Annotated in this window: 24 protein-coding genes; 15 read left to right on the forward strand and 9 right to left on the reverse strand. The window is 72.2% G+C overall.

The genetic code is table 11. The features are described 5' to 3' along the window. Positions 1–28 precede the first annotated feature (28 nt). The gene (locus tag DNK56_RS10300) at positions 29–607 is read left to right on the forward strand and encodes a dienelactone hydrolase family protein (RefSeq protein ID WP_111335655.1); all 579 of its coding nucleotides are present in this window, start codon (positions 29–31) and stop codon (positions 605–607) included. An 80-nt stretch (positions 608–687) separates the two neighbouring features. Here the strand turns inward: DNK56_RS10300 and DNK56_RS10305 are convergent, their stop codons facing one another. From DNK56_RS10305 to DNK56_RS10315, 3 genes are all read right to left on the reverse strand, one after another. Then, entirely contained in the window at positions 688–1,512 is an 825-nt protein-coding gene (locus tag DNK56_RS10305; RefSeq protein WP_111332715.1) for a thioredoxin domain-containing protein, read from the reverse strand. A 47-nt stretch (positions 1,513–1,559) separates the two neighbouring features. Then, positions 1,560–2,276, reverse strand: coding sequence for a hypothetical protein (locus DNK56_RS10310; protein ID WP_199563799.1), 717 nt, complete (start codon positions 2,274–2,276; stop codon positions 1,560–1,562). An 81-nt stretch (positions 2,277–2,357) separates the two neighbouring features. Further along, the gene (locus DNK56_RS10315; protein WP_111332720.1) at positions 2,358–3,683 is read right to left on the reverse strand and encodes a DUF2252 domain-containing protein; all 1,326 of its coding nucleotides are present in this window, start codon (positions 3,681–3,683) and stop codon (positions 2,358–2,360) included. Positions 3,684–3,885: 202 nt separating this feature from the next. Here DNK56_RS10315 and dnaE point away from each other — a divergent pair, with 202 nt between their 5' ends. Further along, the gene (gene dnaE, locus DNK56_RS10320; RefSeq protein ID WP_111332723.1) at positions 3,886–7,422 is read left to right on the forward strand and encodes a DNA polymerase III subunit alpha; all 3,537 of its coding nucleotides are present in this window, start codon (positions 3,886–3,888) and stop codon (positions 7,420–7,422) included. 87 nt (positions 7,423–7,509) lie between these two features. On the opposite strand, the gene DNK56_RS10325 is transcribed toward dnaE, so the two are convergent. Further along, positions 7,510–7,689 (reverse strand): hypothetical protein, encoded by a 180-nt coding sequence (locus tag DNK56_RS10325; protein ID WP_111332726.1) that lies wholly within the window; start codon positions 7,687–7,689, stop codon positions 7,510–7,512. 222 nt (positions 7,690–7,911) lie between these two features. Here DNK56_RS10325 and DNK56_RS10330 point away from each other — a divergent pair, with 222 nt between their 5' ends. From DNK56_RS10330 to DNK56_RS10345, 4 genes are all read left to right on the forward strand, one after another. Next, positions 7,912–9,231, forward strand: a complete 1,320-nt coding sequence (locus DNK56_RS10330) for an NYN domain-containing protein (RefSeq protein WP_111332728.1) — start codon at positions 7,912–7,914, stop codon at positions 9,229–9,231. 153 nt (positions 9,232–9,384) lie between these two features. Further along, positions 9,385–10,359 carry an ABC transporter ATP-binding protein gene (locus DNK56_RS10335; protein ID WP_111332731.1) on the forward strand — a complete coding sequence of 325 codons (975 nt, stop codon included), beginning with the start codon at positions 9,385–9,387 and terminating at the stop codon, positions 10,357–10,359. Then, positions 10,356–11,138, forward strand: a complete 783-nt coding sequence (locus tag DNK56_RS10340) for an ABC transporter permease (protein WP_111332734.1) — start codon at positions 10,356–10,358, stop codon at positions 11,136–11,138. The genes DNK56_RS10335 and DNK56_RS10340 overlap by 4 nt, the downstream gene beginning before the upstream one ends. A 34-nt stretch (positions 11,139–11,172) precedes the next feature. After that, positions 11,173–11,916, forward strand: a complete 744-nt coding sequence (locus DNK56_RS10345) for an ABC transporter permease (RefSeq protein WP_111332737.1) — start codon at positions 11,173–11,175, stop codon at positions 11,914–11,916. A 156-nt stretch (positions 11,917–12,072) separates the two neighbouring features. Here DNK56_RS10345 and ybaK read toward each other — a convergent pair whose 3' ends face one another. The 4 genes from ybaK to DNK56_RS10365 all read right to left on the reverse strand — a co-directional run bounded on the left by ybaK (position 12,073) and on the right by DNK56_RS10365 (position 16,213). Next, on the reverse strand, positions 12,073–12,576 hold the full coding sequence (gene ybaK / locus DNK56_RS10350; protein ID WP_111332740.1) for a Cys-tRNA(Pro) deacylase: 504 nt from the start codon (positions 12,574–12,576) through the stop codon (positions 12,073–12,075). Positions 12,577–12,602: 26 nt separating this feature from the next. After that, the gene (locus DNK56_RS10355) at positions 12,603–13,346 is read right to left on the reverse strand and encodes an LON peptidase substrate-binding domain-containing protein (protein ID WP_111332742.1); all 744 of its coding nucleotides are present in this window, start codon (positions 13,344–13,346) and stop codon (positions 12,603–12,605) included. A gap of 5 nt (positions 13,347–13,351) precedes the next feature. Continuing rightward, positions 13,352–14,389 carry a hypothetical protein gene (locus DNK56_RS10360; protein ID WP_111332745.1) on the reverse strand — a complete coding sequence of 346 codons (1,038 nt, stop codon included), beginning with the start codon at positions 14,387–14,389 and terminating at the stop codon, positions 13,352–13,354. Between the two features lie 222 nt (positions 14,390–14,611). Beyond that, positions 14,612–16,213: an oxidoreductase gene (locus DNK56_RS10365; protein WP_111332747.1), complete on the reverse strand. Its 1,602-nt coding sequence runs from the start codon at positions 16,211–16,213 to the stop codon at positions 14,612–14,614. A 146-nt stretch (positions 16,214–16,359) separates the two neighbouring features. On the opposite strand from DNK56_RS10365, the gene hisD reads away from it, so the two are divergent. From hisD to hisF, 8 genes are read left to right on the forward strand one after another with little or no spacing between them, the layout of a single operon-like run. Continuing rightward, positions 16,360–17,682, forward strand: a complete 1,323-nt coding sequence (gene hisD, locus DNK56_RS10370) for a histidinol dehydrogenase (protein WP_111332750.1) — start codon at positions 16,360–16,362, stop codon at positions 17,680–17,682. Next, complete coding sequence (locus tag DNK56_RS10375; RefSeq protein ID WP_111332753.1) at positions 17,679–18,815, forward strand: histidinol-phosphate transaminase; 1,137 nt, start codon at positions 17,679–17,681, stop codon at positions 18,813–18,815. Before hisD ends, DNK56_RS10375 begins: the two co-directional genes overlap by 4 nt. Continuing rightward, the gene (hisB, locus tag DNK56_RS10380; protein ID WP_111332755.1) at positions 18,812–19,414 is read left to right on the forward strand and encodes an imidazoleglycerol-phosphate dehydratase HisB; all 603 of its coding nucleotides are present in this window, start codon (positions 18,812–18,814) and stop codon (positions 19,412–19,414) included. Before DNK56_RS10375 ends, hisB begins: the two co-directional genes overlap by 4 nt. Continuing rightward, positions 19,411–19,578: a hypothetical protein gene (locus tag DNK56_RS35295; protein WP_199563798.1), complete on the forward strand. Its 168-nt coding sequence runs from the start codon at positions 19,411–19,413 to the stop codon at positions 19,576–19,578. The genes hisB and DNK56_RS35295 overlap by 4 nt, the downstream gene beginning before the upstream one ends. A 17-nt stretch (positions 19,579–19,595) precedes the next feature. After that, the gene (gene hisH, locus DNK56_RS10385; RefSeq protein ID WP_111332758.1) at positions 19,596–20,237 is read left to right on the forward strand and encodes an imidazole glycerol phosphate synthase subunit HisH; all 642 of its coding nucleotides are present in this window, start codon (positions 19,596–19,598) and stop codon (positions 20,235–20,237) included. Further along, positions 20,237–20,962, forward strand: coding sequence for a bifunctional 1-(5-phosphoribosyl)-5-((5-phosphoribosylamino)methylideneamino)imidazole-4-carboxamide isomerase/phosphoribosylanthranilate isomerase PriA (gene priA / locus DNK56_RS10390; protein WP_111332760.1), 726 nt, complete (start codon positions 20,237–20,239; stop codon positions 20,960–20,962). Before hisH ends, priA begins: the two co-directional genes overlap by 1 nt. Beyond that, the gene (locus DNK56_RS10395; RefSeq protein ID WP_111332763.1) at positions 20,959–21,363 is read left to right on the forward strand and encodes a RidA family protein; all 405 of its coding nucleotides are present in this window, start codon (positions 20,959–20,961) and stop codon (positions 21,361–21,363) included. Before priA ends, DNK56_RS10395 begins: the two co-directional genes overlap by 4 nt. Further along, positions 21,360–22,115, forward strand: coding sequence for an imidazole glycerol phosphate synthase subunit HisF (gene hisF / locus DNK56_RS10400; protein WP_111332766.1), 756 nt, complete (start codon positions 21,360–21,362; stop codon positions 22,113–22,115). Before DNK56_RS10395 ends, hisF begins: the two co-directional genes overlap by 4 nt. A gap of 96 nt (positions 22,116–22,211) precedes the next feature. Here the strand turns inward: hisF and DNK56_RS10405 are convergent, their stop codons facing one another. Continuing rightward, on the reverse strand, positions 22,212–22,844 hold the full coding sequence (locus tag DNK56_RS10405) for a TIGR03085 family metal-binding protein (protein WP_111332769.1): 633 nt from the start codon (positions 22,842–22,844) through the stop codon (positions 22,212–22,214). Positions 22,845–22,929: 85 nt separating this feature from the next. Between DNK56_RS10405 and hisI the strand changes: the two genes are divergently transcribed. Then, complete coding sequence (hisI, locus tag DNK56_RS10410; protein WP_241989834.1) at positions 22,930–23,379, forward strand: phosphoribosyl-AMP cyclohydrolase; 450 nt, start codon at positions 22,930–22,932, stop codon at positions 23,377–23,379. Positions 23,380–23,386 lie beyond the last annotated feature (7 nt).

Genomic DNA, 23,386 nt, shown 5'->3' on the forward strand with positions numbered 1-23,386 from the left:
CTCCATCGTCTCGAACGCAACTGGCACCATGGGCCTCATGAACATCATGCTTTTCCACTCGATGTACGGTCCGCGCCCCGCGGTCCATGCCGCGGCCGACCGGCTGCGCGCCGCAGGGCACGAGGTGCGCGTGCCCGATCTGTTCGAGGGGCACACCTTCGAATCGGTGGAGGAAGCGGAGGCGTTCCGGGAGCGGACCGGCAAGGAGGAGCTGCTGAAGCGGGCCGTCCTCGCCGCCGCGCCCTACTCCGACCGGGGCCTGGTGTACGCGGGATTCTCGCTGGGCGCCTCGATCGCCCAGACGCTGGCGCTCGGCGACGCGAAGGCGCGCGGGCTGCTGCTCCTGCACGGCACGTCGGACATCGCGGAGAACGCCTCGGTGGACGAGCTGCCGGTGCAGCTGCACGTGGCCGACCCGGACCCGTACGAGACGCCGGACTGGCTGAACTCGTGGTACCTGGACATGCGGCGCACCGGCGCCGACGTGGAGATCTACCGCTATCCGGGCGCCGGGCACCTGTTCACCGACCCGGAGCTGCCCGACTTCGACCGGGCGGCGGCTGAACTGGCCTGGCGGGTCGCGATCGGCTTCCTCGCCACGCTGTGACGCACGGGGCGGGGTGACGCACGAGGGCCCCGCGCGGCGGTCGCGCGGGGCCCCCGTGTGTGGGGTGCGGCCGGTGCCGGTCAGCCCTTGAGCGCGGTGGTCATCGCCGCGTTGAACTCCTCGACGGTCATCGGCGCGTTCTTGTTGTCGCTGCCGGTGACCTTCTTGTCGTCCATGACGAGGGTGGGCGTGCCCTGGAAGTCGTACTTCTCGCCGTCCTCGTTGAACTTCTTGCTCAGGGTCAGCGCCCACTTGTCGTAGGTGCCGTCGTGCACCGCCTTCTGGAACTCCTTGTTGCCCTTGAGTTCCTTCACGGTGTCGGCCACCTCGATGAGGTAGTCGCTGTCCTTGAACTTGTCGTCCGTCTCCTCCGGGTGGTACTTCGCCGAGTAGAGCGCCGACTTGTACTCCATGAAGGCCTCGGGGCTCACGTCCAGTGCCGCGCCCAGGGCGCTCAGGGCGTTGCGGGAGCCCTCGCCGGGGATGTTGGTGTCCAGGAAGGAGGCGCCGATGAACTGCACCTTGTACTTGCCGTCGTCGATGTCCTTCTTCATCGTCGGGCCGACGGTCTGTTCGAGCTGGGCGCAGATGGGGCAGCGCGGGTCCTCGTAGATCTTGAGGGTCTTCTTGGCGCTGTCCTTGCCGACGACCACGGTGGTGCCGTCCTTGCCGGAGGTGTTCGCGGGGGCGACCAGCTTCGCGTCGGCCGCCTCCTCCCAGCGGGACGGCTTGTTCATCTGCTGCCAGGCGAAGGCGATGCCGCCGACGACCGCGATGCCGGCCACGACCGACACGCCGACGATGACCTGCCGGCGGGCCCGGTCCTTCTTGGCCTGGCGCTCGCGCTCCGCGCGCAGCCGCTCGCGGGCGGCGGACTTGCTGGCCTGGCTGTTGCGCTTGCTCATGGTGATGTTCTCCGTGGGGTTCGCGGGGTTGTACGGGGGTCTGCTGCTCAGAGGGCACAGACCCCGAGCGGCGGACCCCTCCGTCCCACGGAGTGCACGAGGAGGCGGGCGTGGACGAGCAGGTGCGGGCCCGGTGCTCCGCCGGACGTCCGGCGGCGTACGGCGCGGCCGGCCGCGCCCACCACGGCCACCGCGATCAGCAGCGGCCGGAACGCCAGCAGCGCGCACGCCCCCAGCAGCCCGGCGAGCGCCAGCTCGCCGCGGTGCAGCCAGGCGGCGGCGAGCAGCCCGACCGAGACATGGGCGGCCAGCAGCAGCCAGGGGACCAGCGGGCCGGGGGAGGCCAGCAGCGCGGCGGCGCCCCGGCCGCCCGCGGTCACCGAGGCCAGCGGGGTGCCGACGTCGCCGAGCTGGGCGCTGCCGGGGGTGTCACCGCCGCCGCACAGGACGTCGACGCCGACCGAGCGCAGCGGGCCCGCTATCGGGCCGCCCGCCGCGCCGTAGCAGAGGTGCTGGCCGGTGGTGAAGAAGGTGTCGGCGGCCAGCTCCAGCGGAACCAGCAGGCCGGCGATCGCCCCGAAGCCGCGCTGGCGCCCGGCCAGGGCGTAGGTCGCCGCGAAGACGGCCGCGGCCAGCACGGCGACGGGCACCAGCGGCAGCGGGACCTGCGAGAGCAGGACGTGGGACGCGGAGGAGAGCGTCACGACGAGCGCCGTGAAAAGCGCCGCGCGTGCCGCTCTGAGCTGCGTCCCGGATATGTCCATCGCCCAGGAGTGTCGCATGCGAACCTGTAAGCGAGCTCTAAAGGTTCGATTTCTCCGCCGGGAGGCCCCGCCGGGCCGCCGCTACAGCCCCGGGATGCGGCCGTTGCGGAAGAGGTCCACGAAGATCTGGTGGTCCGCGCGGGCACGGGCGCCGTAGCTGTGGGCGAAGTCCACCAGCAGCTCCCCGAACCCCTCCTCGTCGGCCGCGATGGCGGCGTCGATCGCCCGCTCCGTGGAGAACGGCACCAGCGAGTGGCCGCTCTCGTCGTCCGCCGCGGAGTGCATCGTGGCCGTGGCCCGGCCCAGGTCGGCGACGACGGCCGCGATCTCGTCCGGTTCGTCGATGTCGGACCAGTCCAGGTCGACCGCGTACGGGGAGACCTCGGCGACCAGCTGGCCGGCGCCGTCCAGCTCGGTCCAGCCCAGCCAGGGGTCGGCGTGGGCCTGGAGGGCGCGCTGCGAGATCACCGTGCGGTGGCCCTCGTGCTGGAAGTAGTCGCGGACGGCCGCGTCCGTGATGTGCCGGGAGACGGCCGGGGTCTGCGCCTGCTTGAGGTAGATCACCACATCGTTCTCCAGGGCGTCGCTGTTGCCCTCCAGCAGGATGTTGTACGAGGGCAGGCCCGCCGACCCGATGCCGATGCCGCGCCGGCCCACCACGTCCTTGACCCGGTAGGAGTCCGGCCGGGTCAGGCTCGACTCCGGCAGCGTCTCCAGATAGCCGTCGAACGCGGCCAGCACCTTGTACCGCGTCGCCGCGTCCAGGTCGATGGCCCCGCCGCCCTCGCTGAACCGGCGCTCGAAGTCGCGGATCTCGGTCATCGAGTCCAGCAGCGAGAACCGGGTCAGCGAGCGGGCGGTGCGCAGCGCGCCGAGCAGCGGCCCGGACGCCGTGTCCAGGGTGAACGGCGGCACCTCGTCGTTCTTGGCGCCCGTCGCCAGGGCGTGGACGCGCTCGCGGTAGGCCGCCGCGTAGATCCGGACCAGCTCGCCGATCTGGTCGTCGCCCAGGGCCTTCGCGTACCCCAGCAGGGCGACCGAGGCGGCGAAGCGCTTGAGGTCCCAGGTGAAGGGGCCCACGTACGCCTCGTCGAAGTCGTTCACGTTGAACACGAGGCGGCCGTTGGCGTCCATGTAGGTGCCGAAGTTCTCCGCGTGCAGGTCGCCGTGGATCCAGACCCGGCCGGTGCGCTCGTCCAGGTACGGGCCGCCGTGCCGCTCGCGTTCCAGGTCGTCGTAGAACAGGCAGGCCGTACCCCGGTAGAACGCGAAGGCCGAGCCCGCCATCTTGCGGAACTTGACCCGGAAGGCGGCCGGGTCGGCGGCCAGCAGCGCACCGAAGGCGGTGTCGAAGACTTCGAGGATGCGCTCCCCGCGCCGCTCCGCACCGGTCTGCGTGTCCGACATCTCTGGGTGCCTCCTGGTAGCTGTCCTGGCGTGATGACGTGCATGACAAAAGGGACGGGTGATCCCGCCCTTCCAACGCGCGACCGTATCGCGGAGTGCCCGCCGCCGCGCCCGCCGGAGACGTAGACTTTCACGCTGACCCCCCAGCCGCCCGAGACGTCCCACGTCCCGTCGTCCCCACGTCCCCCGGAGGAACAGCGCCGTGACCAAGCCGCCCTTCACGCACCTTCACGTCCACACCCAGTACTCGCTGCTGGACGGTGCCGCGCGGCTCAAGGACATGTTCAACGCGTGCAACGACATGGGCATGACGCACATCGCCATGACGGACCACGGCAACCTGCACGGGGCGTACGACTTCTTCCACTCGGCGCAGAAGGCGAACGTGACGCCGATCATCGGCATCGAGGCGTACGTGGCGCCCGAGTCGCGCAAGCACAAGCGGAAGGTCCTGTGGGGGCAGCCGCACCAGAAGCGCGACGACATCTCCGGTTCCGGCGGTTACACGCACAAGACGATCTGGGCGGCCGACGCCAAGGGCCTGCACAACCTCTTCAAGCTGTCCTCCGACGCCTACGCCGAGGGCTGGCTCCAGAAGTGGCCCCGTATGGACAAGGAGACCATCGCCCAGTGGTCCGAGGGCCTGATCGCGTCCACCGGCTGCCCCTCCGGCGAGGTCCAGACCCGGCTGCGCCTCGGCCAGTTCGACGAGGCGGTCAAGGCGGCCTCCGACTACAAGGACATCTTCGGCGAGGGACGCTACTTCCTGGAGCTGATGGACCACGGCATCGAGATCGAGCGCCGGGTCCGCGACGGGCTCCTGGAGATCGGCCGGAAGCTCGGCATCCCGCCGCTCGTGACGAACGACTCGCACTACACGTACGCCTCCGAGGCGACCGCGCACGACGCCCTGCTGTGCATCCAGACCGGCAAGAACCTCTCCGACCCGGACCGCTTCCGCTTCGACGGCACCGGCTACTACCTCAAGACCACCGAGGAGATGTACGGCGTCGACTCCTCCGACGCCTGGCAGGAGGGGTGCGCCAACACCCTCCTGGTCGCCGAGCAGATCGACACCACCGGGATGTTCGAGAAGCGCGACCTCATGCCGAAGTTCGACATTCCCGAGGGCTACACGGAGATCACCTGGTTCCAGGAGGAGGTCCGGGTCGGGATGAACCGCCGTTTCCCGAACGGCATCCCCGAGGACCGGCAGAAGCAGGTCGAGTACGAGATGGACATCATCATCCAGATGGGGTTCCCGGGGTACTTCCTGGTCGTCGCCGACTTCATCATGTGGGCCAAGAACAACGGCATCGCGGTCGGCCCCGGCCGCGGCTCCGCGGCCGGTTCGATCGTCTCGTACGCGATGGGCATCACCGACCTCGACCCGATCGAGCACGGGCTGATCTTCGAGCGCTTCCTCAACCCCGAGCGCGTCTCCATGCCCGACGTCGACATCGACTTCGACGAGCGCAGGCGCGTCGAGGTCATCCGCTACGTCACGGAGAAGTACGGCGCCGACAAGGTCGCCATGATCGGCACCTACGGCAAGATCAAGGCCAAGAACGCGATCAAGGACTCCGCCCGCGTCCTCGGCTACCCGTACGCCATGGGCGACCGGCTCACCAAGGCCATGCCCGCCGACGTCCTCGGCAAGGGCATCGACCTCAACGGCATCACCGACCCCAGCCACCCGCGCTACAGCGAGGCCGGCGAGATCCGGGGGATGTACGAGAACGAGCCGGACGTCAAGAAGGTCATCGACACCGCGAAGGGCGTCGAGGGCCTGGTCCGGCAGATGGGCGTGCACGCCGCGGGCGTCATCATGTCCAGCGAGCCGATCGTGGACCACGCCCCGATCTGGGTCCGGCACACCGACGGCGTCACCATCACGCAGTGGGACTACCCGCAGTGCGAGTCGCTCGGCCTGCTGAAGATGGACTTCCTGGGCCTGCGCAACCTGACGATCATGGACGACGCCATCAAGATGGTGAAGTCCAACAAGGGCATCGACCTGGAGATGCTCTCGCTCCCGCTCGACGACCCGAAGACCTTCGAACTGCTCTGCCGCGGCGACACGCTCGGCGTCTTCCAGTTCGACGGCGGGCCGATGCGCTCCCTGCTGCGCCAGATGCAGCCCGACAACTTCGAGGACATTTCCGCCGTCTCGGCCCTCTACCGGCCGGGCCCGATGGGCATGAACTCGCACACGAACTACGCCGAGCGCAAGAACGGCCGCCAGGAGATCACCCCGATCCACCCGGAGTTGGAGGAGCCCCTCAAGGACGTCCTCGGCCTCACCTACGGCCTGATCGTGTACCAGGAGCAGGTGCAGAAGGCCGCCCAGATCGTCGCCGGGTACTCGCTCGGCGAGGCCGACATCCTGCGCCGCGTGATGGGCAAGAAGAAGCCCGAGGAGCTGGCGAAGAACTTCGTGCTCTTCGAGGCCGGTGCCAAGGAGAAGGGCTTCTCGGACGCGGCGATCAAGGCGCTGTGGGACGTGCTGGTCCCGTTCGCCGGGTACGCGTTCAACAAGGCGCACTCCTCCGCGTACGGGCTGGTCACCTACTGGACCGCGTACCTCAAGGCGAACTACCCCGCCGAGTACATGGCCGCCCTGCTGACCTCGGTCAAGGACGACAAGGACAAGTCGGCGATCTACCTCAACGAGTGCCGCCGCATGGGCATCAAGGTGCTCCCGCCGAACGTCAACGAGTCGGAGTCCAACTTCGCCGCCCAGGGCGACGACGTCATCCTGTTCGGGCTGACGGCCGTGCGCAACGTCGGCCAGAACGTCGTGGACTCGATCATCCGGTGCCGCAAGACGAAGGGGAAGTACAGCTCCTTCCCCGACTTCCTGGACAAGGTCGAGGCGGTCGTCTGCAACAAGCGGACCGTGGAATCCCTGATCAAGGCCGGCGCCTTCGACGAGATGGGCCACACCCGCAAGGGGCTCGTCGCCCACCACGAACCCATGATCGACAACGTGGTGCAGGTCAAGCGCAAGGAGGCCGAGGGCCAGTTCGACCTGTTCGGCGGCGGCGACGAGGAGAGCGACGAGCCGGGCTTCGGGCTCGACGTGGAGTTCTCCGACATCGAGTGGGAGAAGTCCTATCTGCTGGCCCAGGAGCGCGAGATGCTCGGGCTGTACGTCTCCGACCACCCGCTCTTCGGCATCGAGCACGTGCTGAGCGACAAGTCGGACGCCGCGATCTCGCAGCTGACCGGCGGCGAGCACAGCGACGGCGCGATCGTCACCATCGGCGGCATCATCTCCGGCCTCCAGCGCAAGATGACCAAGCAGGGCAACGCCTGGGCCATCGCCACCGTGGAGGACCTGGCCGGTTCCATCGAGTGCATGTTCTTCCCCGCCACCTACCAGCTGGTCTCCACCCAGCTCGTCGAGGACACCGTCGTCTTCGTCAAGGGGCGCCTGGACAAGCGCGAGGACGTGCCGCGCCTGGTCGCGATGGAGATGCAGGTCCCCGACCTGTCCTCGGCCGGGACCAACGCGCCCGTCGTGCTGACCATTCCCACCGTCCGGGTCACCCCGCCCATGGTCAGCCGGCTCGGCGAGGTGCTGAACAGCCACCGGGGCGACACCGAGGTACGCATCAGGCTCCAGGGCCCCCGCAAGACCACGGTGCTGCGGCTCGACCGGCACCGGGTCAAGCCCGACCCGGCGCTCTTCGGCGACCTGAAGGTGCTGCTCGGCCCCTCCTGCCTGGCCGGCTGAGCACCGGCGCGCGGCAGGGGCGGCTCCGCCGAAGCGGGGCCGCCCCTGCCGGTCTGCCGGCCGATGGCCGTACCGGAGAAGTCCCGGTCAGTTGTGGCCGAAGCGCCGCTGATGCTTGCGCGCAACATCGGCAGGGCTGCCCTGGGCCTGCGCCTGGGACTGGCTCTGCGACTCGAAAGCCGTCGAGCGCGCCTCCTGGGTGCCGCGCTCCGCCTGCGAAGCGCGCTCCTGATGGCTGCCCTGCTTGCGGTTCTTGTTCTTGGCCATGGTGTTCCTCCTGTAAGGACTCTCGGGGCCAGGACCACCGTCAGATTCACATAATCGGATAAACATCGCATGTCGGATCATTACCGTGCGTAGTGACGGGGTATGATGCGCGCTTTTCGCGATCCGCCACGCCGATGATCCAGTTCCGGCCGTCAACCCCGTCGCGGTCGGGCAGACTCGAAGGAACCCTGGGAAAACCCGAACCCGAGTGCCTGGAAGAGGGTGGAACGCGTGGACCGTTGCGTCGTCCTGGTGGACGCCGGCTACCTGCTGGGCGCAGCCGCGAGCCTGCTGGCGGGAGAACCCGCCCGGTCCCGCATCACCGTCGACCACGCGGCCCTGATCCAGCAGCTGCGCGAACGCGCCGAGGCCGACACCGAACAGCCCCTGCTGCGGATCTACTGGTTCGACGGCGCGCCCGACCGCGTCCCGCAGCCCGAGCACCGCAGACTGCGTGTCATGCCGCGGGTCACGGTCCGCCTCGGCGCCCTCACCCGCAGCGACGGACGCTGGGCGCAGAAGGGCGTCGACGCCGCGATGCACGCCGAGCTCACCGAACTCGCCCGCAACCGCGCCTGCTCCGACGTGGTCCTGGTGACCGGCGACGGCGATCTGCTCCCCGGACTGATGTCCGCCAAGGAACACGGCGTCGCTGTCCACCTCTGGGCCGTCCAGGCCGCCGACGGCGACTACAACCAGTCCGAGGACCTGGTCGCCGAGGCCGACGAGCGCCGCGTCCTGGACCGCGCCTGGATCACCCAGGCCGTCCGGGCCAAGGAGACCGGCGGCCCCTGCGCCCCGCCGCCCGTCCCGCGCCCCGAGATCGCCGCCATCCTCTCCGCCCCGCTGCCCGAGTCGGCCCTCGCCGCCTCCGCCGAGCGCGCCTCCCGCGCCGCCGAGCGGACCGGGACCGCGGGCACCGGCGAGGAGGCGGCCCCCCGGCCCGGCGAGAGCGCCGCCCCGGCCGCGCACGGCCCCGCCGCCAAGGGCGTGCCCACCCCCAAGGACCTGGCCGGCACCCTGCGCGGCCCGCTGGGACAGCCCGAGCGCCAGCCGGCACCGCAGCCCGCGGCGACCCTGCGCTGGTCCTCGGACCGGGGCTGGGTGGAGCGCGGCGGCCCCCTCGGCGAACCCGCCGAGACCGCGTCCCTGCCGACGCTCGCCCAGCTCACCAGCGCCGAACAGCGCTGGGCCGACCGCGAGGAGGACATCACCACGGTCGGCGGCGACCCCTACGAGGTGGGGCAGGTCTTCGCCCGGCGCTGGATGGAGCGGCTCCCGGAGACCGGCCACCTGCCCCGGCTGTCCGCCCTCTACCCGCGCATCCCGCACCGCATCGACGGCGAACTCCTGCGGTACGCGGCCCGCTTCGGCCTCCTCGCCCACAAGGACGACCAGATCGACGAGCACGACCGGTACGCGATCCGGGCGGGCTTCTGGCGCGAGATCGACGTGACGACGGCGGCCGACCACCCCCCGGCCGCCGAGCGGGCGGCCGAGAAGGCGGAGAAAGCCGGTAAATCCGGGCCCGCCGGAGACTGAGACCGATTCGGCCGGGGGCCGCTCAACCCGCCGGGCGTTCGCCGCGTCGGTGTCCGATCGGTGCGGCCCCGTGCGTAATGCCGGTTCCCGGACCCCGTACCCTCGTACCTCGTGAGTACGGGGACAGTGCAGGCGCCGACGGCGAGCGGGACCGTGTGCGCGGTGCGCGATCTGGTGAAGACCTACCCCCCGGCACGGGGCCGCCGCGGCGCCCCCGCGACCCCGGAGGTACGCGCCACCGACGGCATCAGCCTCGACGTCCGGCGCGGTGAGATCTTCGGACTGCTCGGGCCCAACGGAGCCGGTAAGTCCACCCTCGTACGCCAGCTCACCGGCCTGATGCGGCCCGACTCCGGCAGCGTGGACGTGCTGGGCCACGACCTCGTACGCCACCCCGAACGGGCCTCCCGGCTGATCGGCTACCTCGGGCAGGAGTCCACCGCTCTCGACGAGCTGACCGTCGCCCTGGCCGCCGAGACCACCGGGCGGCTGCGCGGCCTGCCCGCGCGCGAGGCCCGCGCCGAGCGCGACGCCGTCCTGGACGAACTCGGCCTCGCCGACCTCGCCGGGCGGCCCCTGAAGAAGCTCTCCGGCGGTCAGCGCCGCCTCGCCTGCTTCGCCGCCGCGCTCGTCGGGGAGCGCCCGGTCCTCGTCCTGGACGAGCCGACGACCGGCATGGACCCGGTCGCCCGGCGCGCCGTCTGGGCCGCCGTGGACCGCAGGCGCGCCGAGCGCGGCGCCACGGTCCTGCTCGTCACCCACAACGTCATCGAGGCCGAAACCGTCCTGGACCGGGTCGCCGTCATCGAACGCGGCAAGGTCATCGCCTGCGATACCCCGGCCGGGCTCAAGGAGCGCGTCGCCGGTGAGATCCGGGTCGAGCTGGTCTGGCGCGAACGCGCCCCGCTGGAGGTCCCCGAGGTCGCGGCCCTGCGTGCCGTCGCCCAGGAGTCCGGGCGGCGCTGGGCGCTGCGGCTGGCGCCCGACGAGGCGCGGGCGGCGGTCGCCGCGGTGACCGGGGGCGCGGCCTTCGCCGCCCTCGACGACTTCAGCCTGGCGACGCCGAGCCTGGAGGACGTCTATCTCGCGCTCGGCGGCGGCGCGACCAAGGGACTGGTGAAGGCATGAGCGGAATCGGCACGGTGTCCGGGGCGGCGGCGCTCGCCCCGAGGGCCCGGCTGTTCCCCTCCCTCGCGGCCGTCTACCGGGCCCAGCTCTCCCGCGCCCGGGTGGCCCGCATCCCGCTGCTGTTCGTGGCGACCTTCCAGTCCATCGGCATCATGGTCCTGATGCGCGGGGTGGTGGACGGCGGCTCCGAGGCGCGGGCCGTCGTCGCCGGCTCCAGCGTCCTGGTCGTCGCCTTCGTCGCGCTCAACCTCCTCGCCCAGTACTTCGGGCAGCTGCGGGCCGGCGGCGGGCTCGACCACTACGCCACGCTGCCCGTGCCGCCCGCCGCCGTGGTGCTCGGCGCGGCCGGGGCGTACGCCTCCTTCACCGTGCCCGGCACCGTGGTCACGGCGGTGACCGGCAGCGTGCTGTTCGGGCTGCCGATGGCCCATCTGTGGGTGCTCGTCGCCGTCATCCCGCTCTCCGGCGCCGCCCTGTCCGGGCTCGGCGCCGCGCTCGGGCTGCTCGCCCCGCGCCAGGAGCTGGCCACCCTGCTCGGCCAGCTCGGCATGTCCGCCGCGCTGCTGCTGGGCGTCCTGCCGGCCGACCGGCTGCCGCGGCCACTGGACTGGGCGCGTGACCTGCTGCCCTCGACCTACGGGGTCGAGGCGCTGGCCCGGTCCTTCGACGGCCACCCCGACTGGGCGGTCGTCGCCCTCGACCTGGCGGTCTGCGCCGTCGTCGGCGTCGTCTCGCTCGCCGTGGCGACCTGGGCGTACCGCAGGGCGGCGGTCCGGTGAGGCGCGGCTCACGGGCGCCTGGCACGATGGCACGGTGACCTCACCCCTGACGCCACCGCACCGGCCCTCGCCCGACCAATACCAGCACTGGCAGGAGCTGGCCGCCGCGAACGGTGGACAGCACTACGGTTCGACGTGGGCCCCTCCCGTGCGGGAGACCGACCCGGCGGAAGTGCGCCAGGAGCTGCGCAAGGCCGGTGTCGTCGCGGCCGCCGTGACGGTCTCGGGCGTGCTGCTGGGGCTGTTGTGGCTGTGGCTGGCGCCCCGGGTGCCGCTGATCTCCGACGGCACGGCCGTCTTCCTGAACAACAGCGAGGGCGAGGAGTCGATCGGCGCCGACGGAACGTTTGCCCTGCTCGGGCTGGCGTTCGGGGCGGTCGCGGCGGGGCTGGCCTTCTGGTACGAGCGGCGCGGCGGGATCTGGCTGACGGCGGGCCTCGCGCTCGGCAGCGTGCTCGGTTCGCTGCTGGCCTGGCAGGTCGGTACGCGGCTGGGCCCCGCCGACGACGTCGTCGCGCATGCGCGGGAGGTCGGCAAGGGGGTGGTGTTCGACGCGCCGCTGGAGCTGCACGCGAAGGGGATGCTGCTGGCCTGGGCGCTGGGGGCGATGGTGGTGTACCTGGTGCTGGCCGCGGCGTGGGGGCCGCGGGAGTTCGAGGGGGAGTGGGCGTCGTACGGTGGGTGGGGGCCGGATGTGGCCCCGGCGCCCGCGCCACCGGTGGCGCCCGCCACGCCCTCGACGCCGCCCGCCGCGCCGTCGCCGGGTGACAAGGCGTAGGGCGCTGCGCGCGGCTTCTTCCCCACCCCGCCCCTTCCCGAAACCGGGGCGCTGCCCCGGACCCCGCGCCTCAAACGCCGGCGGGGCTGAAGGCGCGGCCGGGGCGCCGGGGCTGAGGGGGGCGGGTGTCGGCGGGGCTGACAACGCGGCTGCGGGTCAGGTGCGGGCGATGTCTGCGAAGGTTGCGTTCGTCAGGGTTGCCAGGTCGTCCGGGGAGAGTTCCACCTCCAGGCCGCGGCGGCCCGCCGACACGCAGATCGTGGCGTGGGCTCGGGCCGAGGCGTCCAGGACGGTGGGGAGGCGCTTGCGCTGGCCCAGCGGGGAGATGCCGCCCCGGACGTAGCCCGTGGTGCGTTCCGCCGCGGCCGGGTCCGCCATCGTGGCGCGCTTGCCGCCGGCCGCCGAGGCCAGCGCCTTGAGGTCCAGGGAGCCGGCGACCGGGACGACCGCGACCGTCAGCCGGCCGTCCACGTCGGCCACCAGGGTCTTGAAGACACGCTCCGGCGGAACGCCCAGCGCCCGGGACGCCTCCTCGCCGTAGGACGGCGACGCCGGATCGTGCTCGTAGGCGTGCACGGTGAACGCCGTGCCCGCCGCGGTGAGCGCGACCGTGGCGGGGGTGCCGCCGGACTGGGCCTGCTTCTTCTGCTTCTTCGCCACGGGCGGGCTCTCTCCGGGTCGCGCGGTCAGTTGGGGTGCGTCGGGGCGACGGTCAGGTCCACCGCCGGGAGCGACGGCAGATGCCGGATGACCGCGGTCTCCGAGCGCAGCAGCCGCAGTTCCTCGCGGAGCCGGGTCGCGGTGTCCGGGGCCTGGAGGAGGCGCTGTTTCGCGGGGATGTCCAGGACCACCGTCGAGGCGACCAGGTAGGAGACGACCGACGGGTCGTCCGGCAGGTCCGCACCCGTGGTCAGCGTGCGCTCGCTCGCACCGGCCAGCCGCTTCTGGTAGCCGCGGAAGGCCCGCAGGACGCCCTCCGCGAGGGGGCCCGCCTCGTCGCCCGGGTCCTCCTGGAGCTCCTCCACCTCGGCCATCAGGAACGGGCCGCTCGCGTCCACGGACAACAGCCGGACCCGGGTCGTACCGGTGGCCAGGACCTCGAAGCTGCCGTCCGCGCGCTCCCGCACGGTCGCCGCGTCGGCGACGCAGCCCACCCGGTGCAGGGCCTGCAGGGGGTCCGGGCCGAAGCCGTCCGCCGGGCCGCGCTCGACGGGCGCGCGCACCGCCTCCGGCATGCCCAGCCCGGTCACGGCGGTCTCCCGGCCGTCCCGGATGGCGACCACGGCGAACCGGCGCGGTTCGTCCTCGTCGAGGGTGAGGAGCTCACGCATCATGGCGCGATATCGCTCCTCGAAGACGTTCAGGGGCAGCACGAGGCCCGGGAACAGCACCGCGTTCAGCGGGAACAGGGGCAGGCGAGCGGTGGTCACAGCGGTCAAGCGTAATGGCCGCGCGCCCGTCCCCGTCCGGCGCCGTGGCGCAGAGGCGTCGCCGAGGCCACCCGCAGCCGTGCGCTCTCCCGCGCGTCCAGGAACCGGCCCAGCGGATCGCCGGACACCGACGCCCACGGGAACGACGCCGCGTGCGGCCCGATCCGGCGGAACTGCTCCAGCGCCTCGCCCCACCGGCCCCGTACCACCAGGACGTACGCGAGCAGATTGCGGACCTCGGCAGGCCACGGGTCGCCGGGGGCGAACGAGGCCGACAGGGAGATCGCCAGGTCCGCCGCCGAGTCGATCCGCTCCACCTGCACCGAGGACGAACGGGTGCCCGCCCCCTCGGAGATCATCGCGAACGCGGCCCGCAGCGGCAGCGCCCGCACCAGCGAGCCGGCCGCCGAGTCGTGGGCGGCCCGCTCGGCGAAGTCGAAGCACTCGCGGTGCGAGCCGTACCAGGCGGCCGACAGGTACTGGAGGGCGGCGACATGGCAGCCGTAGTGGTGCGTCGAGCGCCGCAGCGCCTGCTCCCACAGCGCCTCGAAGGTGGTGTGCGTGGCCTGGGTGCCCCGCGCGTGGTCCAGCGCGAGGCGCCAGGGCACCGGGTCGCGGGGATCGCCGGCCGCGGCGGCCGTGATCAGCGGGCCCACCTCGCGCAGCTGCTCCGCGCGGGCGGGCGACTCCCAGGCGTGGTCGACGGCGAGCTGTGCCTTGACGAGCAGGGCGTCGGGGTCGCGCGGGGCGGCGGTCAGCCACTCCGCGAGCCAGCCGCCCCGGTTGCGGGCGAAGGCGACGAGCCGCCGCAGATAGCGGTCCCGGCGCTCCCACTCGGCCCCTTCCCTGGTGGCCGCGAGGAGTTTCGCGGCCGGTCCGTACTCCCCGGCGGCGGCGGCCACCAGCGCGGGGGAGAGCCATTCGTCGGGGGCGTCGAGCAGCACCGTGTGATCGGCGGACAGCCCGGTGGAGAGCACCGGGGAGTGCCGGATCACGCGCGCGGTTCGGAGCAGGGCGCTGAGGAAAGGCATGGTGCAGACCATTGAAAGCGCAGGTGGGAGCCGCGCCAAGGGGAGTGCTGTGAAGTTTTGGTGCTGAGTGGACGCACTGTCAGGACCATGGTCAAGGAGAAGTAAAGGAACACGCGGATTGTGGCTGATTCTCTACGGTCCTGGGCAGAAGGCCCGTGAACTGTCCCGGCGGTGCCGGGCCCCCGGACGGCCCGCCGTACCGGGGCGGTCCCGGTACGCGTCGGGCCGGCCGGTTCAGCCGCGGCGCAGCAGCCGGGAGGCGCCCGCCGCGACCGTGGTGGCCAGTATCCAACCCAGCAGGATCAGCGCGGCGGCCATCCACTGCCAGCCGCCCTCCATCCGCCAGTAGCCGTCCTGGCCGAGGTCGATCACCGGGATGAGCAGATCCAGCGCGTACAGCGCCGCGTTCCACCGGGGATGCTCGTCGCCCTTGATCGCGGCCGGGTCGTACCGCGAGAACGCCAGCGTGCCCGCCGCCCACAGCACCGCCATCCACACCGCGGCCCGCCCCGGCCGGTAGCCGTACGCCACCGTCCAGTCCTGGAGGTAGCCCCAGAGCTTCCCGGCCGGCGGCAGGGTCTCCCGGCGGCGGCGCTGCTTGGCGAGCAGCACCTCCCGCGCGTCCGCGTCCTCGCCGCTGTTGCGGAGCACCGCCGCCAGCCGCTCGTACGGCTCCGGCACGTACTCCGGGGTCGCCGCCGCCACCCACTCCAGGCGCCGGGACAGCGGGAAGTGCCCGTACGGGACGAGGTTCTCGTACACGAACCCGCCCATCGCCAGACCGCCGGGGCCCGGCCAGCTCGTCGAGACGTCGATCAGCGTGACCACCTTCGCCCCGTTGAGCACCACCCGGCCGTGCACTGGGCGCTCGGGGTTGAACCGCAGCTCCGGCGTCACCGTCCGGCGCAGCGACAGCTCCTCGTGCGCGTCGAGCACGAACACCGCCTTGTGCAGGTCCACCGCGTCCCCGAACCTGCCGTCGTCCAGCCGCACCCCGCCCCGGCAGCGGAACACCTGCGAACGGGTGCCGCGGGCCGGGGTCGGCGAGGTGGCGATGCCGTACGGGGGAGTGGTGCCCTGGAAGCCCGTGTCCAGGCTGACCCACGCCTCGCTCATGTACAGCGTCCGCTCGACGCTGAGCTGCGGGGCGTTCAGCGCGCGGCGGCCCCGCACCGCGCGCAGCCGGCTGCCGCGCAGGCTCAGCGAACCGCCCACCTTCGCGCCGCGCAGACTCAGCTCCCCGAGCATGTCCACCATCTCGGCCTGGAGGTCCTGGGCGACCGTGAGCCCGTCCCCGAGCAGCGCCCGCCCCTGCCGGTCCGGGCCCACCTCGATCTGGCTGACCAGCAGGTCCGTACCGATCTGGGCGTCCGTGAGCCGGATGCCGCGCTCCACCCGGCAGCGCGGCAGATGCAGATCGCCCTCCGTGCGCAGCCGGGCCGCCTCCAGGCGGGGCACCGCGCACCCCACCAGCCGCAGCGTCGTGAAGTGGCACTCGGGGAACGCCACCTCCTCGTCGAACCGGCAGCCCGTCAGCTCCACATAGGGATCGACGCGCCCGCCCGCCAGGTCCAGCTTTCCCGTGATCCGTACGCCCCAGAGCTTGAGCGCCGTCACCCGGCCGGGACGGGCCGCCGGGCCGCTCAGCAGGAGCCGGGCGACCATCCGGGCCGCCACACTGCGCTCGGGGCCCCACTCGTGCGGGGCGAAGGGATCGTCCAGGACCCGGTCGCGGGTCCGTAGGTCGTAGGTCGTGCCGTTCCGGAAGGACTGCCACATGCCCAGCTCCGCCGCGCTGAGGCCGTCCGGGAGATCCTCGTCGTGCAGCTCCGTCACCGGTGCCCCTTTCGTTCGGAGGCGTGATCCCGTTATTCCCTCTGAGTGACCGGATGAACGCATATAGTCAGCCGTCACAGCGGCGGCATGTATCAGCCAGTGATACGGCCGTCCGGCCGCGCGCGGCGGTCTGCGAGAATTGCGGTGTGATCTCTCGAATCGATCTGCGCGGCGATGCCCTCCCCGAGGGCGGCGCCCTGCGCGACCTGCTGCCCCGTGCCGAGTTCGACGTGGAAGCCGCCCTGGAGACGGTGCGGCCCATCTGCGAGGACGTACGCCATCGTGGCTCGGCGGCAGTGATCGACTGGGGAGAGAAGCTCGACGGCGTCCGGATCGAGTCGGTCCGGGTGCCCGCCGCGGCCCTCGCCCGCGCGCTGGAGGAGCTCGATCCGGCCGTTCGCGCCGCCCTGGAGGAGTCGGTCCGCCGCGCCCGCCTCGTCCACCGCGCCCAGCGCCGCGCCCCGCACACCACCCAGGTCGTCCCCGGCGGCACCGTCACCGAGAAGTGGGTGCCCGTCGACCGCGTCGGGCTCTACGTACCGGGCGGCCGCGCCGTCTACCCGTCCTCCGTCGTGATGAACGTCGTCCCGGCCCAGGAGGCGGGCGTGCCCGGCCTCGCCGTCGCCTCGCCGCCGCAGCGCGACTTCGGCGGACTGCCGCACCCCACGATCCTGGCCGCCTGCGCCCTGCTCGGCGTCGACGAGGTGTACGCCGCCGGCGGCGCCCAGGCCGTCGCCATGTTCGCCTACGGCACCGAGGACTGCCTGCCCGTCGACCTGGTCACCGGCCCCGGCAACATCTACGTCGCCGCCGCCAAGCGCCTCCTCAAGGGCCGCATCGGCATCGACGCCGAGGCCGGCCCCACCGAGATCGCCGTCCTCGCCGACGCCACCGCCGACCCGGTGCACGTCGCCGCCGACCTGATCAGCCAGGCCGAGCACGACCCGATGGCCGCCGCCGTGCTCGTCACCGACTCCGAGGAACTGGCCGCCGCCACCGAGGCCGAACTCGCCACCCAGGTCGCCGCGACCAAGCACGTCCAGGAGCGCATCGAACCCGCGCTGGCCGGCCGGCAGTCCGCGATCGTCCTGGTCAACGACCTGGAGGACGGCCTCACCGTCGTCAACGCGTACGCCGCCGAGCACCTGGAGATCCAGACCGCCGACGCCGCCGCCGTCGCCGACCGGGTCCGCAACGCCGGAGCGGTCTTCGTCGGCCCCTGGTCGCCCGTCTCCCTCGGCGACTACTGCGCCGGCTCCAACCACGTACTGCCCACCGGCGGCTGCGCCTGCCACTCCTCGGGCCTGTCCGTGCAGTCCTTCCTGCGCGGCATCCACATCGTCGACTACACGCGCGACGCGCTCGCCGAGGTCACCCACCACGTGGTCACCCTCGCCGAGGCGGAGGACCTCCCCGCCCACGGCGCCGCGCTCAAGGCCAGGTTCGGCTGGAAGGTTCCCCAGCAGTGACGCACAGCAACGCCGGCGGCCCCACCGCCAACCCGTGGGACGCCCTCCCCCTCCGCGACGAACTGCGCGGCCAGTCCCCGTACGGCGCGCCGCAGCTCGACGTCCCCGTACGCCTCAACACCAACGAGAACCCCTACCCGCTGCCCGACGCCCTCGTCGACCGCATCGCCGAACGGGTCCGCGAGGCCGCCCGCGACCTCAACCGCTACCCCGACCGCGACGCCGTCGAGCTGCGCACCGAGCTGGCCCGCTACCTCACCCGCACCGCCGGACACCGGGTGGAAGCCGCCAACGTCTGGGCCGCCAACGGCTCCAACGAGGTCCTCCAGCAGCTGCTGCAGACCTTCGGCGGGCCCGGCCGCACCGCGATCGGCTTCGAGCCCTCCTACTCCATGCACGCCCTCATCGCGCGCGGAACCGGCACCGGCTGGATCTCCGGGCCGCGCAACGAGGACTTCACCATCGACGTGGACGCCGCCCGCGCCGCCATCGCCGAGCGCCGCCCCGACGTCGTCTTCATCACCTCCCCCAACAACCCCACCGGCACCGCCGTGGACGCCGACACCGTCCTCGCGCTGTACGAGGCCGCCCAGGCCGCGAAGCCGTCGATGGTCGTCGTGGACGAGGCGTACGGCGAATTCAGCCACCACCCCTCGCTGCTCCCGCTGATCGGGGGCCGCCCCCACCTGGTGCTGTCGCGCACCATGTCCAAGGCGTTCGGCGCCGCCGGGCTGCGCCTGGGCTACCTGGCCGCCGACCCGGCCGTGGTCGACGCCGTCCAGCTGGTCCGGCTCCCGTACCACCTCTCCTCCGTCACCCAGGCCACCGCGCTCGCCGCCCTGGAGCACACCGACACGCTCCTCGGATACGTCGCGCAGCTCAAGAGCGAGCGCGACCGGATCGTCACCGAGCTGCGCGCCCTCGGCTTCGACGTCACCGATTCGGACGCCAACTTCGTCCAGTTCGGCCGCTTCGACGACAGCCACACCGCCTGGCGGCGGATTCTCGACCGGGGCGTCCTGGTCCGGGACAACGGCGTACCGGGATGGCTGCGGGTCTCCGCAGGAACCCCGGCAGAGAACGACGCGTTCCTCGATGCGGTGCGCGTACTGAAGAAGGAGCACGACGCATGACTCGCGAGGCCCGCACAGGACGAGTGGAGCGGACCACCAAGGAGACCTCCGTGCTCGTCGAGATCAACCTCGACGGCACCGGGAAGGTCGACGTCTCGACCGGGGTCGGCTTCTACGACCACATGCTCGACCAGCTCGGCCGGCACGGGCTGTTCGACCTCACCGTCAAGACCGACGGCGATCTGCACATCGACTCGCACCACACCATCGAGGACACCGCCCTCGCGCTGGGCGCCGCCTTCAAGCAGGCGCTCGGCGACAAGGTCGGCATCTACCGCTTCGGCAACTGCACCGTCCCGCTGGACGAGTCGCTCGCCCAGGTCACCGTGGACCTCTCCGGCCGCCCCTACCTGGTGCACACCGAGCCCGAGAACATGGCGCCGATGATCGGCGCCTACGACACCACGATGACCCGGCACATCCTGGAGTCCTTCGTCGCGCAGGCGCAGATCGCCCTGCACGTCCACGTCCCCTACGGACGCAACGCGCACCACATCGTGGAGTGCCAGTTCAAGGCGCTCGCCCGCGCCCTGCGCTACGCCAGCGAGCGCGACCCGCGCGCGGCCGGCATCCTCCCCTCCACGAAGGGCGCCCTGTGACCGGCCTGAGCACCATCCTGATCGTCGTCGGCCTGTTCCTGGCCGGCGGGGTCTACTCCTTCTCCAAGCAGGGCATGCCCAAGGGCGTCATCGTGCTGCTCTCCCTCGCCTCGCTGATGTGCCTGGTGGCGGGCGTCCTGCGCATCCAAGGCATCTGGGACTAGGAAGCGGCGAACGACACGTGGATACGAAGAAGAAGGTCGTCGTCTTCGACTACGGCTTCGGCAACGTCCGCTCCGCCGAACGCGCCCTCGCCCACGTCGGCGCGGACGTCGAGATCACCCGCGACTTCGACACGGCGATGAACGCCGACGGGCTGCTGGTGCCCGGCGTCGGCGCGTTCTCCGCCTGCATGCAGGGGCTCCGGAAGGCGCGCGGCGAGTGGATCATCGGCCGCAGGCTGGCCGGCGGACGCCCCGTCATGGGCATCTGCGTCGGCATGCAGATCCTGTTCGAGCGCGGCATCGAGCACGGCGTGGAGACCGAAGGACTCGACGAGTGGCCCGGCACCGTCGGCCCGCTGAAGGCCGACGTCGTCCCGCACATGGGCTGGAACACCGTCGAAGCCCCCGAGGATTCCCAGCTGTTCGCCGGACTCGGCCCCGAGGCCCGGTACTACTTCGTGCACTCCTACGCGGCGCACGACTGGAACCTCGAAGTCACCAACGCCAAGATCCGTGCCCCCGGGGTCACCTGGGCCACGCACGGCGAACGGTTCGTGGCCGCCGTGGAGAACGGCGCGCTGTGGGCCACCCAGTTCCACCCCGAGAAGTCCGGCGATGCCGGCGCCCAGCTGCTGACCAACTGGATCGAGACGCTGTAATGCCGAAGCTTGAACTGCTCCCCGCCGTAGACGTCCGCGACGGCCAGGCGGTCCGCCTGGTGCACGGCGAGTCCGGCTCCGAGACCTCCTACGGCTCCCCGCTGGAGGCCGCGCTCGCCTGGCAGCGGGCCGGCGCCGAGTGGCTGCACCTGGTCGATCTGGACGCCGCCTTCGGCACCGGGGACAACCGCACCCTCATCGCCGAGGTGGCCGGAGCCATGGACATCAAGGTCGAGCTGTCCGGCGGCATCCGCGACGACGCCTCGCTCGCCGCCGCCCTCGCCACCGGCTGCCGCCGGGTCAACCTCGGCACCGCGGCCCTGGAGACCCCGGAATGGGTCGCCAAGGTCATCGCCGAGCACGGCGACAAGATCGCCGTCGGCCTCGACGTACGCGGCACCACACTGCGCGGCCGCGGCTGGACCCGCGACGGCGGCGACCTCTACGAGACGCTGGCCCGCCTCGACGCCGAGGGCTGCGCCCGCTACGTCGTCACCGACATCGCCAAGGACGGCACCCTCCAGGGCCCCAACCTGGAACTCCTGAAGAACGTCTGCGCCGCCACCGACAAGCCCGTCGTCGCCTCCGGCGGCGTCTCCTCGCTGGACGACCTGCGGGCCATCGCCTCGCTCGTCCCGGCGGGCGTCGAGGGCGCGATCGTCGGCAAGGCCCTGTACGCGAAGGCGTTCACCCTCGAAGAGGCGCTGGAGGCGGTCTCCGCATGACCGGACCCGCATCCGTGCGCCGGGTCTCCTCCGGCGCCCCCTGGGAGGAGAGGTTCGGCTACTCCCGCGCCGTCCGGCTTCCGGGCGGCCTGGCCCTGGTCTCCGGCTGCACCTCCGTGGTGGACGGCGAGATCGCCGCGGGCGGCCCGTACGAGCAGACCGTCAACGCCTTCGAGGTCGCGTTCCGGGCCCTGGCGGAACTGGGCCTGGGCCGCGAGGACGTCGTCCGCACCCGGATGTACGTCATGCACGCCCGCGACACGGACGAGGTCGGCCGCGCCCACAAGGAGCTGTTCGACGCCGTCCGCCCCGCCGCGACCATGGTCGTGGTCTCCGGCTTCGTCGACCCGAGCCTGGTCGTCGAGGTCGAGGTCGAGGCCTACCGGGCGGAGGAGCGATGACCCTCGCGGTACGCGTCATCCCCTGCCTCGACGTGGACAACGGCCGGGTCGTCAAGGGCGTCAACTTCAAGAACCTGCGCGACGCGGGCGACCCCGTCGAGATGGCCGAGCTGTACGACGCCGAGGGCGCCGACGAGCTGACCTTCCTGGACATCACCGCCTCCAGCGGCGACCGCGAGACCACCTACGACGTGGTGCGCCGCACCGCCGAGCAGGTGTTCATCCCGCTCACCGTGGGCGGCGGCGTCCGCACCCCGCAGGACGTCGACAAGCTGCTGCGGGCCGGCGCGGACAAGGTCGGCGTCAACACCGCGGCCATCGCCCGCCCCGAGCTGATCCGGGAGATCGCCGAGCGGTTCGGCCGCCAGGTCCTGGTCCTCTCGGTGGACGCCCGGCGCACCCCCGAAGGCACCTTCGAGGTCACCACGCACGGCGGCCGCCGGGGCACCGGCATCGACGCCGTCGAGTGGGCGCACCGGGCCGCCGAACTGGGCGCGGGCGAGATCCTGCTCAACTCGATGGACGCCGACGGCACGAAGGACGGCTACGACACCGAGATGATCGCCGCCGTCCGCAAGCACGTCAGGGTGCCCGTCATCGCCTCCGGCGGCGCGGGCCGGCTCGCCGACTTCGCCCCCGCCGTGGACGCCGGGGCCGACGCCGTCCTGGCCGCGTCCGTCTTCCACTTCGGCGATCTGCGCATCTCCGAGGTCAAGGGCGCGCTCGCGGAAGCCGGACACCCGGTGCGCTGACCGGCCCTTCGTACGCGTGCACCACCAGGGGGCGCCCTCCACCGGGAGGGCGCCCCCTGGCATGCCCCGCCCGGCCGGGGCGGGCGCGTGCACCGGCTACATGCCCAGCTTCGCCGTCGTCATCCGGCCGATCGCGTCCGGCTCGCCCTCCAGCTCCACCCGCGCCGCCTCCTGCCGCCCGAACGCGAACAGCAGCAGCTCGCCCGGCTCACCGGTCACCGTCACCACCGGCGCCCCCCGGTGCGCCACCGCGGTCTGCCCGTCCGGGCGGCGCAGCACCAGCCCCACGGGCGCCTTCCGGCCCAGCATCCGCGCCGCCTTCTCCGTACGCGACCACAGCACGTCCGAGAAGACCGGGTCCAGCTCACGGGGCGACCAGTCCGGCTGCGCCCGGCGCACGTCCTCCGCGTGCACATAGAACTCCACCGTGTTCGCCGCCTCGTCCACCTGCTTCAGGCCGAACGGCGACATCCGGGGCGGGCCCGTACGGATGAGCTGGATCAGCTCCTCGTACGGCTTCGCCGTGAACTCGGCCATCACCCGGTCCCGGCGGCCCTTCAACGGCCCGATGACGAGCCCGGCCGCCGCGTCCGGCCGCCGCTCGCGCACCACCACATGGGCCGCGAGATCACGGGCCGTCCAGCCCTGGCACAGCGTCGGGGCATGCGGACCCGCCGCCTCCAACAGGTCGGCGAGCAGAAGACGTTCGCGCTTGGCATGGGTCGACATGCCCGCCAGCGTACGACCGCCGCCGCCCGTCCGCCCAGTGGACGCACCTCCGGACACCCCGCGCCACCACGGCACAATGGTCCCCATGACCAGCACGCCCCCGCCCGGCACCCCCCGCACCGCCAGCGACCTCGATCCGGCCGTCGCCGCCCGCCTCAAGCGCGGCGCCGACGGGCTGGTCCCGGCCATCGCCCAGCAGTACGACACCGGCGAGGTACTGATGCTCGGCTGGATGGACGACGAGGCGCTGCACCGCACCCTCACCACCGGCCGCTGCACCTACTGGTCGCGCAGCCGCCAGGAGTACTGGGTCAAGGGCGACACCTCCGGCCACATCCAGCTGGTCAAGTCCGTCGCCCTCGACTGCGACGCCGACACCGTCCTCGTCAGGGTCGACCAGACCGGCGCCGCCTGCCACACCGGCGCCCGCACCTGCTTCGACGACGACGTCCTCCTCCTCGGGGGTGTCCGACCGGTCAGGGACGGGTCCGCGACGCCTGGCACGGCACCTCGCCGCGTTGCCGAAACGCCCTGATCGCTCC

The organism is Streptomyces sp. AC1-42W (genome assembly GCF_003248355.1).
GTDB lineage: Bacteria > Actinomycetota > Actinomycetes > Streptomycetales > Streptomycetaceae > Streptomyces.

Excerpts from the sequence above, each read along its gene's own strand:
- priA (WP_111332760.1), top strand. The coding sequence starts at position 20,237 with ATGCCGAAGCTTGAACTGCTCCCCGCCGTAGACGTCCGCGACGGCCAG.
- DNK56_RS10315 (WP_111332720.1), bottom strand. The coding sequence starts at position 3,683 with ATGTCGGACACGCAGACCGGTGCGGAGCGGCGCGGGGAGCGCATCCTC.
- hisI (WP_241989834.1), top strand. The coding sequence starts at position 22,930 with ATGACCAGCACGCCCCCGCCCGGCACCCCCCGCACCGCCAGCGACCTC.
- DNK56_RS10300 (WP_111335655.1), top strand. The coding sequence starts at position 29 with ATGGGCCTCATGAACATCATGCTTTTCCACTCGATGTACGGTCCGCGC.
- DNK56_RS10340 (WP_111332734.1), top strand. The coding sequence starts at position 10,356 with ATGAGCGGAATCGGCACGGTGTCCGGGGCGGCGGCGCTCGCCCCGAGG.
- DNK56_RS10395 (WP_111332763.1), top strand. The coding sequence starts at position 20,959 with ATGACCGGACCCGCATCCGTGCGCCGGGTCTCCTCCGGCGCCCCCTGG.
- DNK56_RS10305 (WP_111332715.1), bottom strand. The coding sequence starts at position 1,512 with ATGAGCAAGCGCAACAGCCAGGCCAGCAAGTCCGCCGCCCGCGAGCGG.
- DNK56_RS10325 (WP_111332726.1), bottom strand. The coding sequence starts at position 7,689 with ATGGCCAAGAACAAGAACCGCAAGCAGGGCAGCCATCAGGAGCGCGCT.
- DNK56_RS10360 (WP_111332745.1), bottom strand. The coding sequence starts at position 14,389 with ATGGTCTGCACCATGCCTTTCCTCAGCGCCCTGCTCCGAACCGCGCGC.
- hisB (WP_111332755.1), top strand. The coding sequence starts at position 18,812 with ATGACTCGCGAGGCCCGCACAGGACGAGTGGAGCGGACCACCAAGGAG.
- hisF (WP_111332766.1), top strand. The coding sequence starts at position 21,360 with ATGACCCTCGCGGTACGCGTCATCCCCTGCCTCGACGTGGACAACGGC.
- DNK56_RS10310 (WP_199563799.1), bottom strand. The coding sequence starts at position 2,276 with ATGGACATATCCGGGACGCAGCTCAGAGCGGCACGCGCGGCGCTTTTC.
- DNK56_RS10405 (WP_111332769.1), bottom strand. The coding sequence starts at position 22,844 with ATGTCGACCCATGCCAAGCGCGAACGTCTTCTGCTCGCCGACCTGTTG.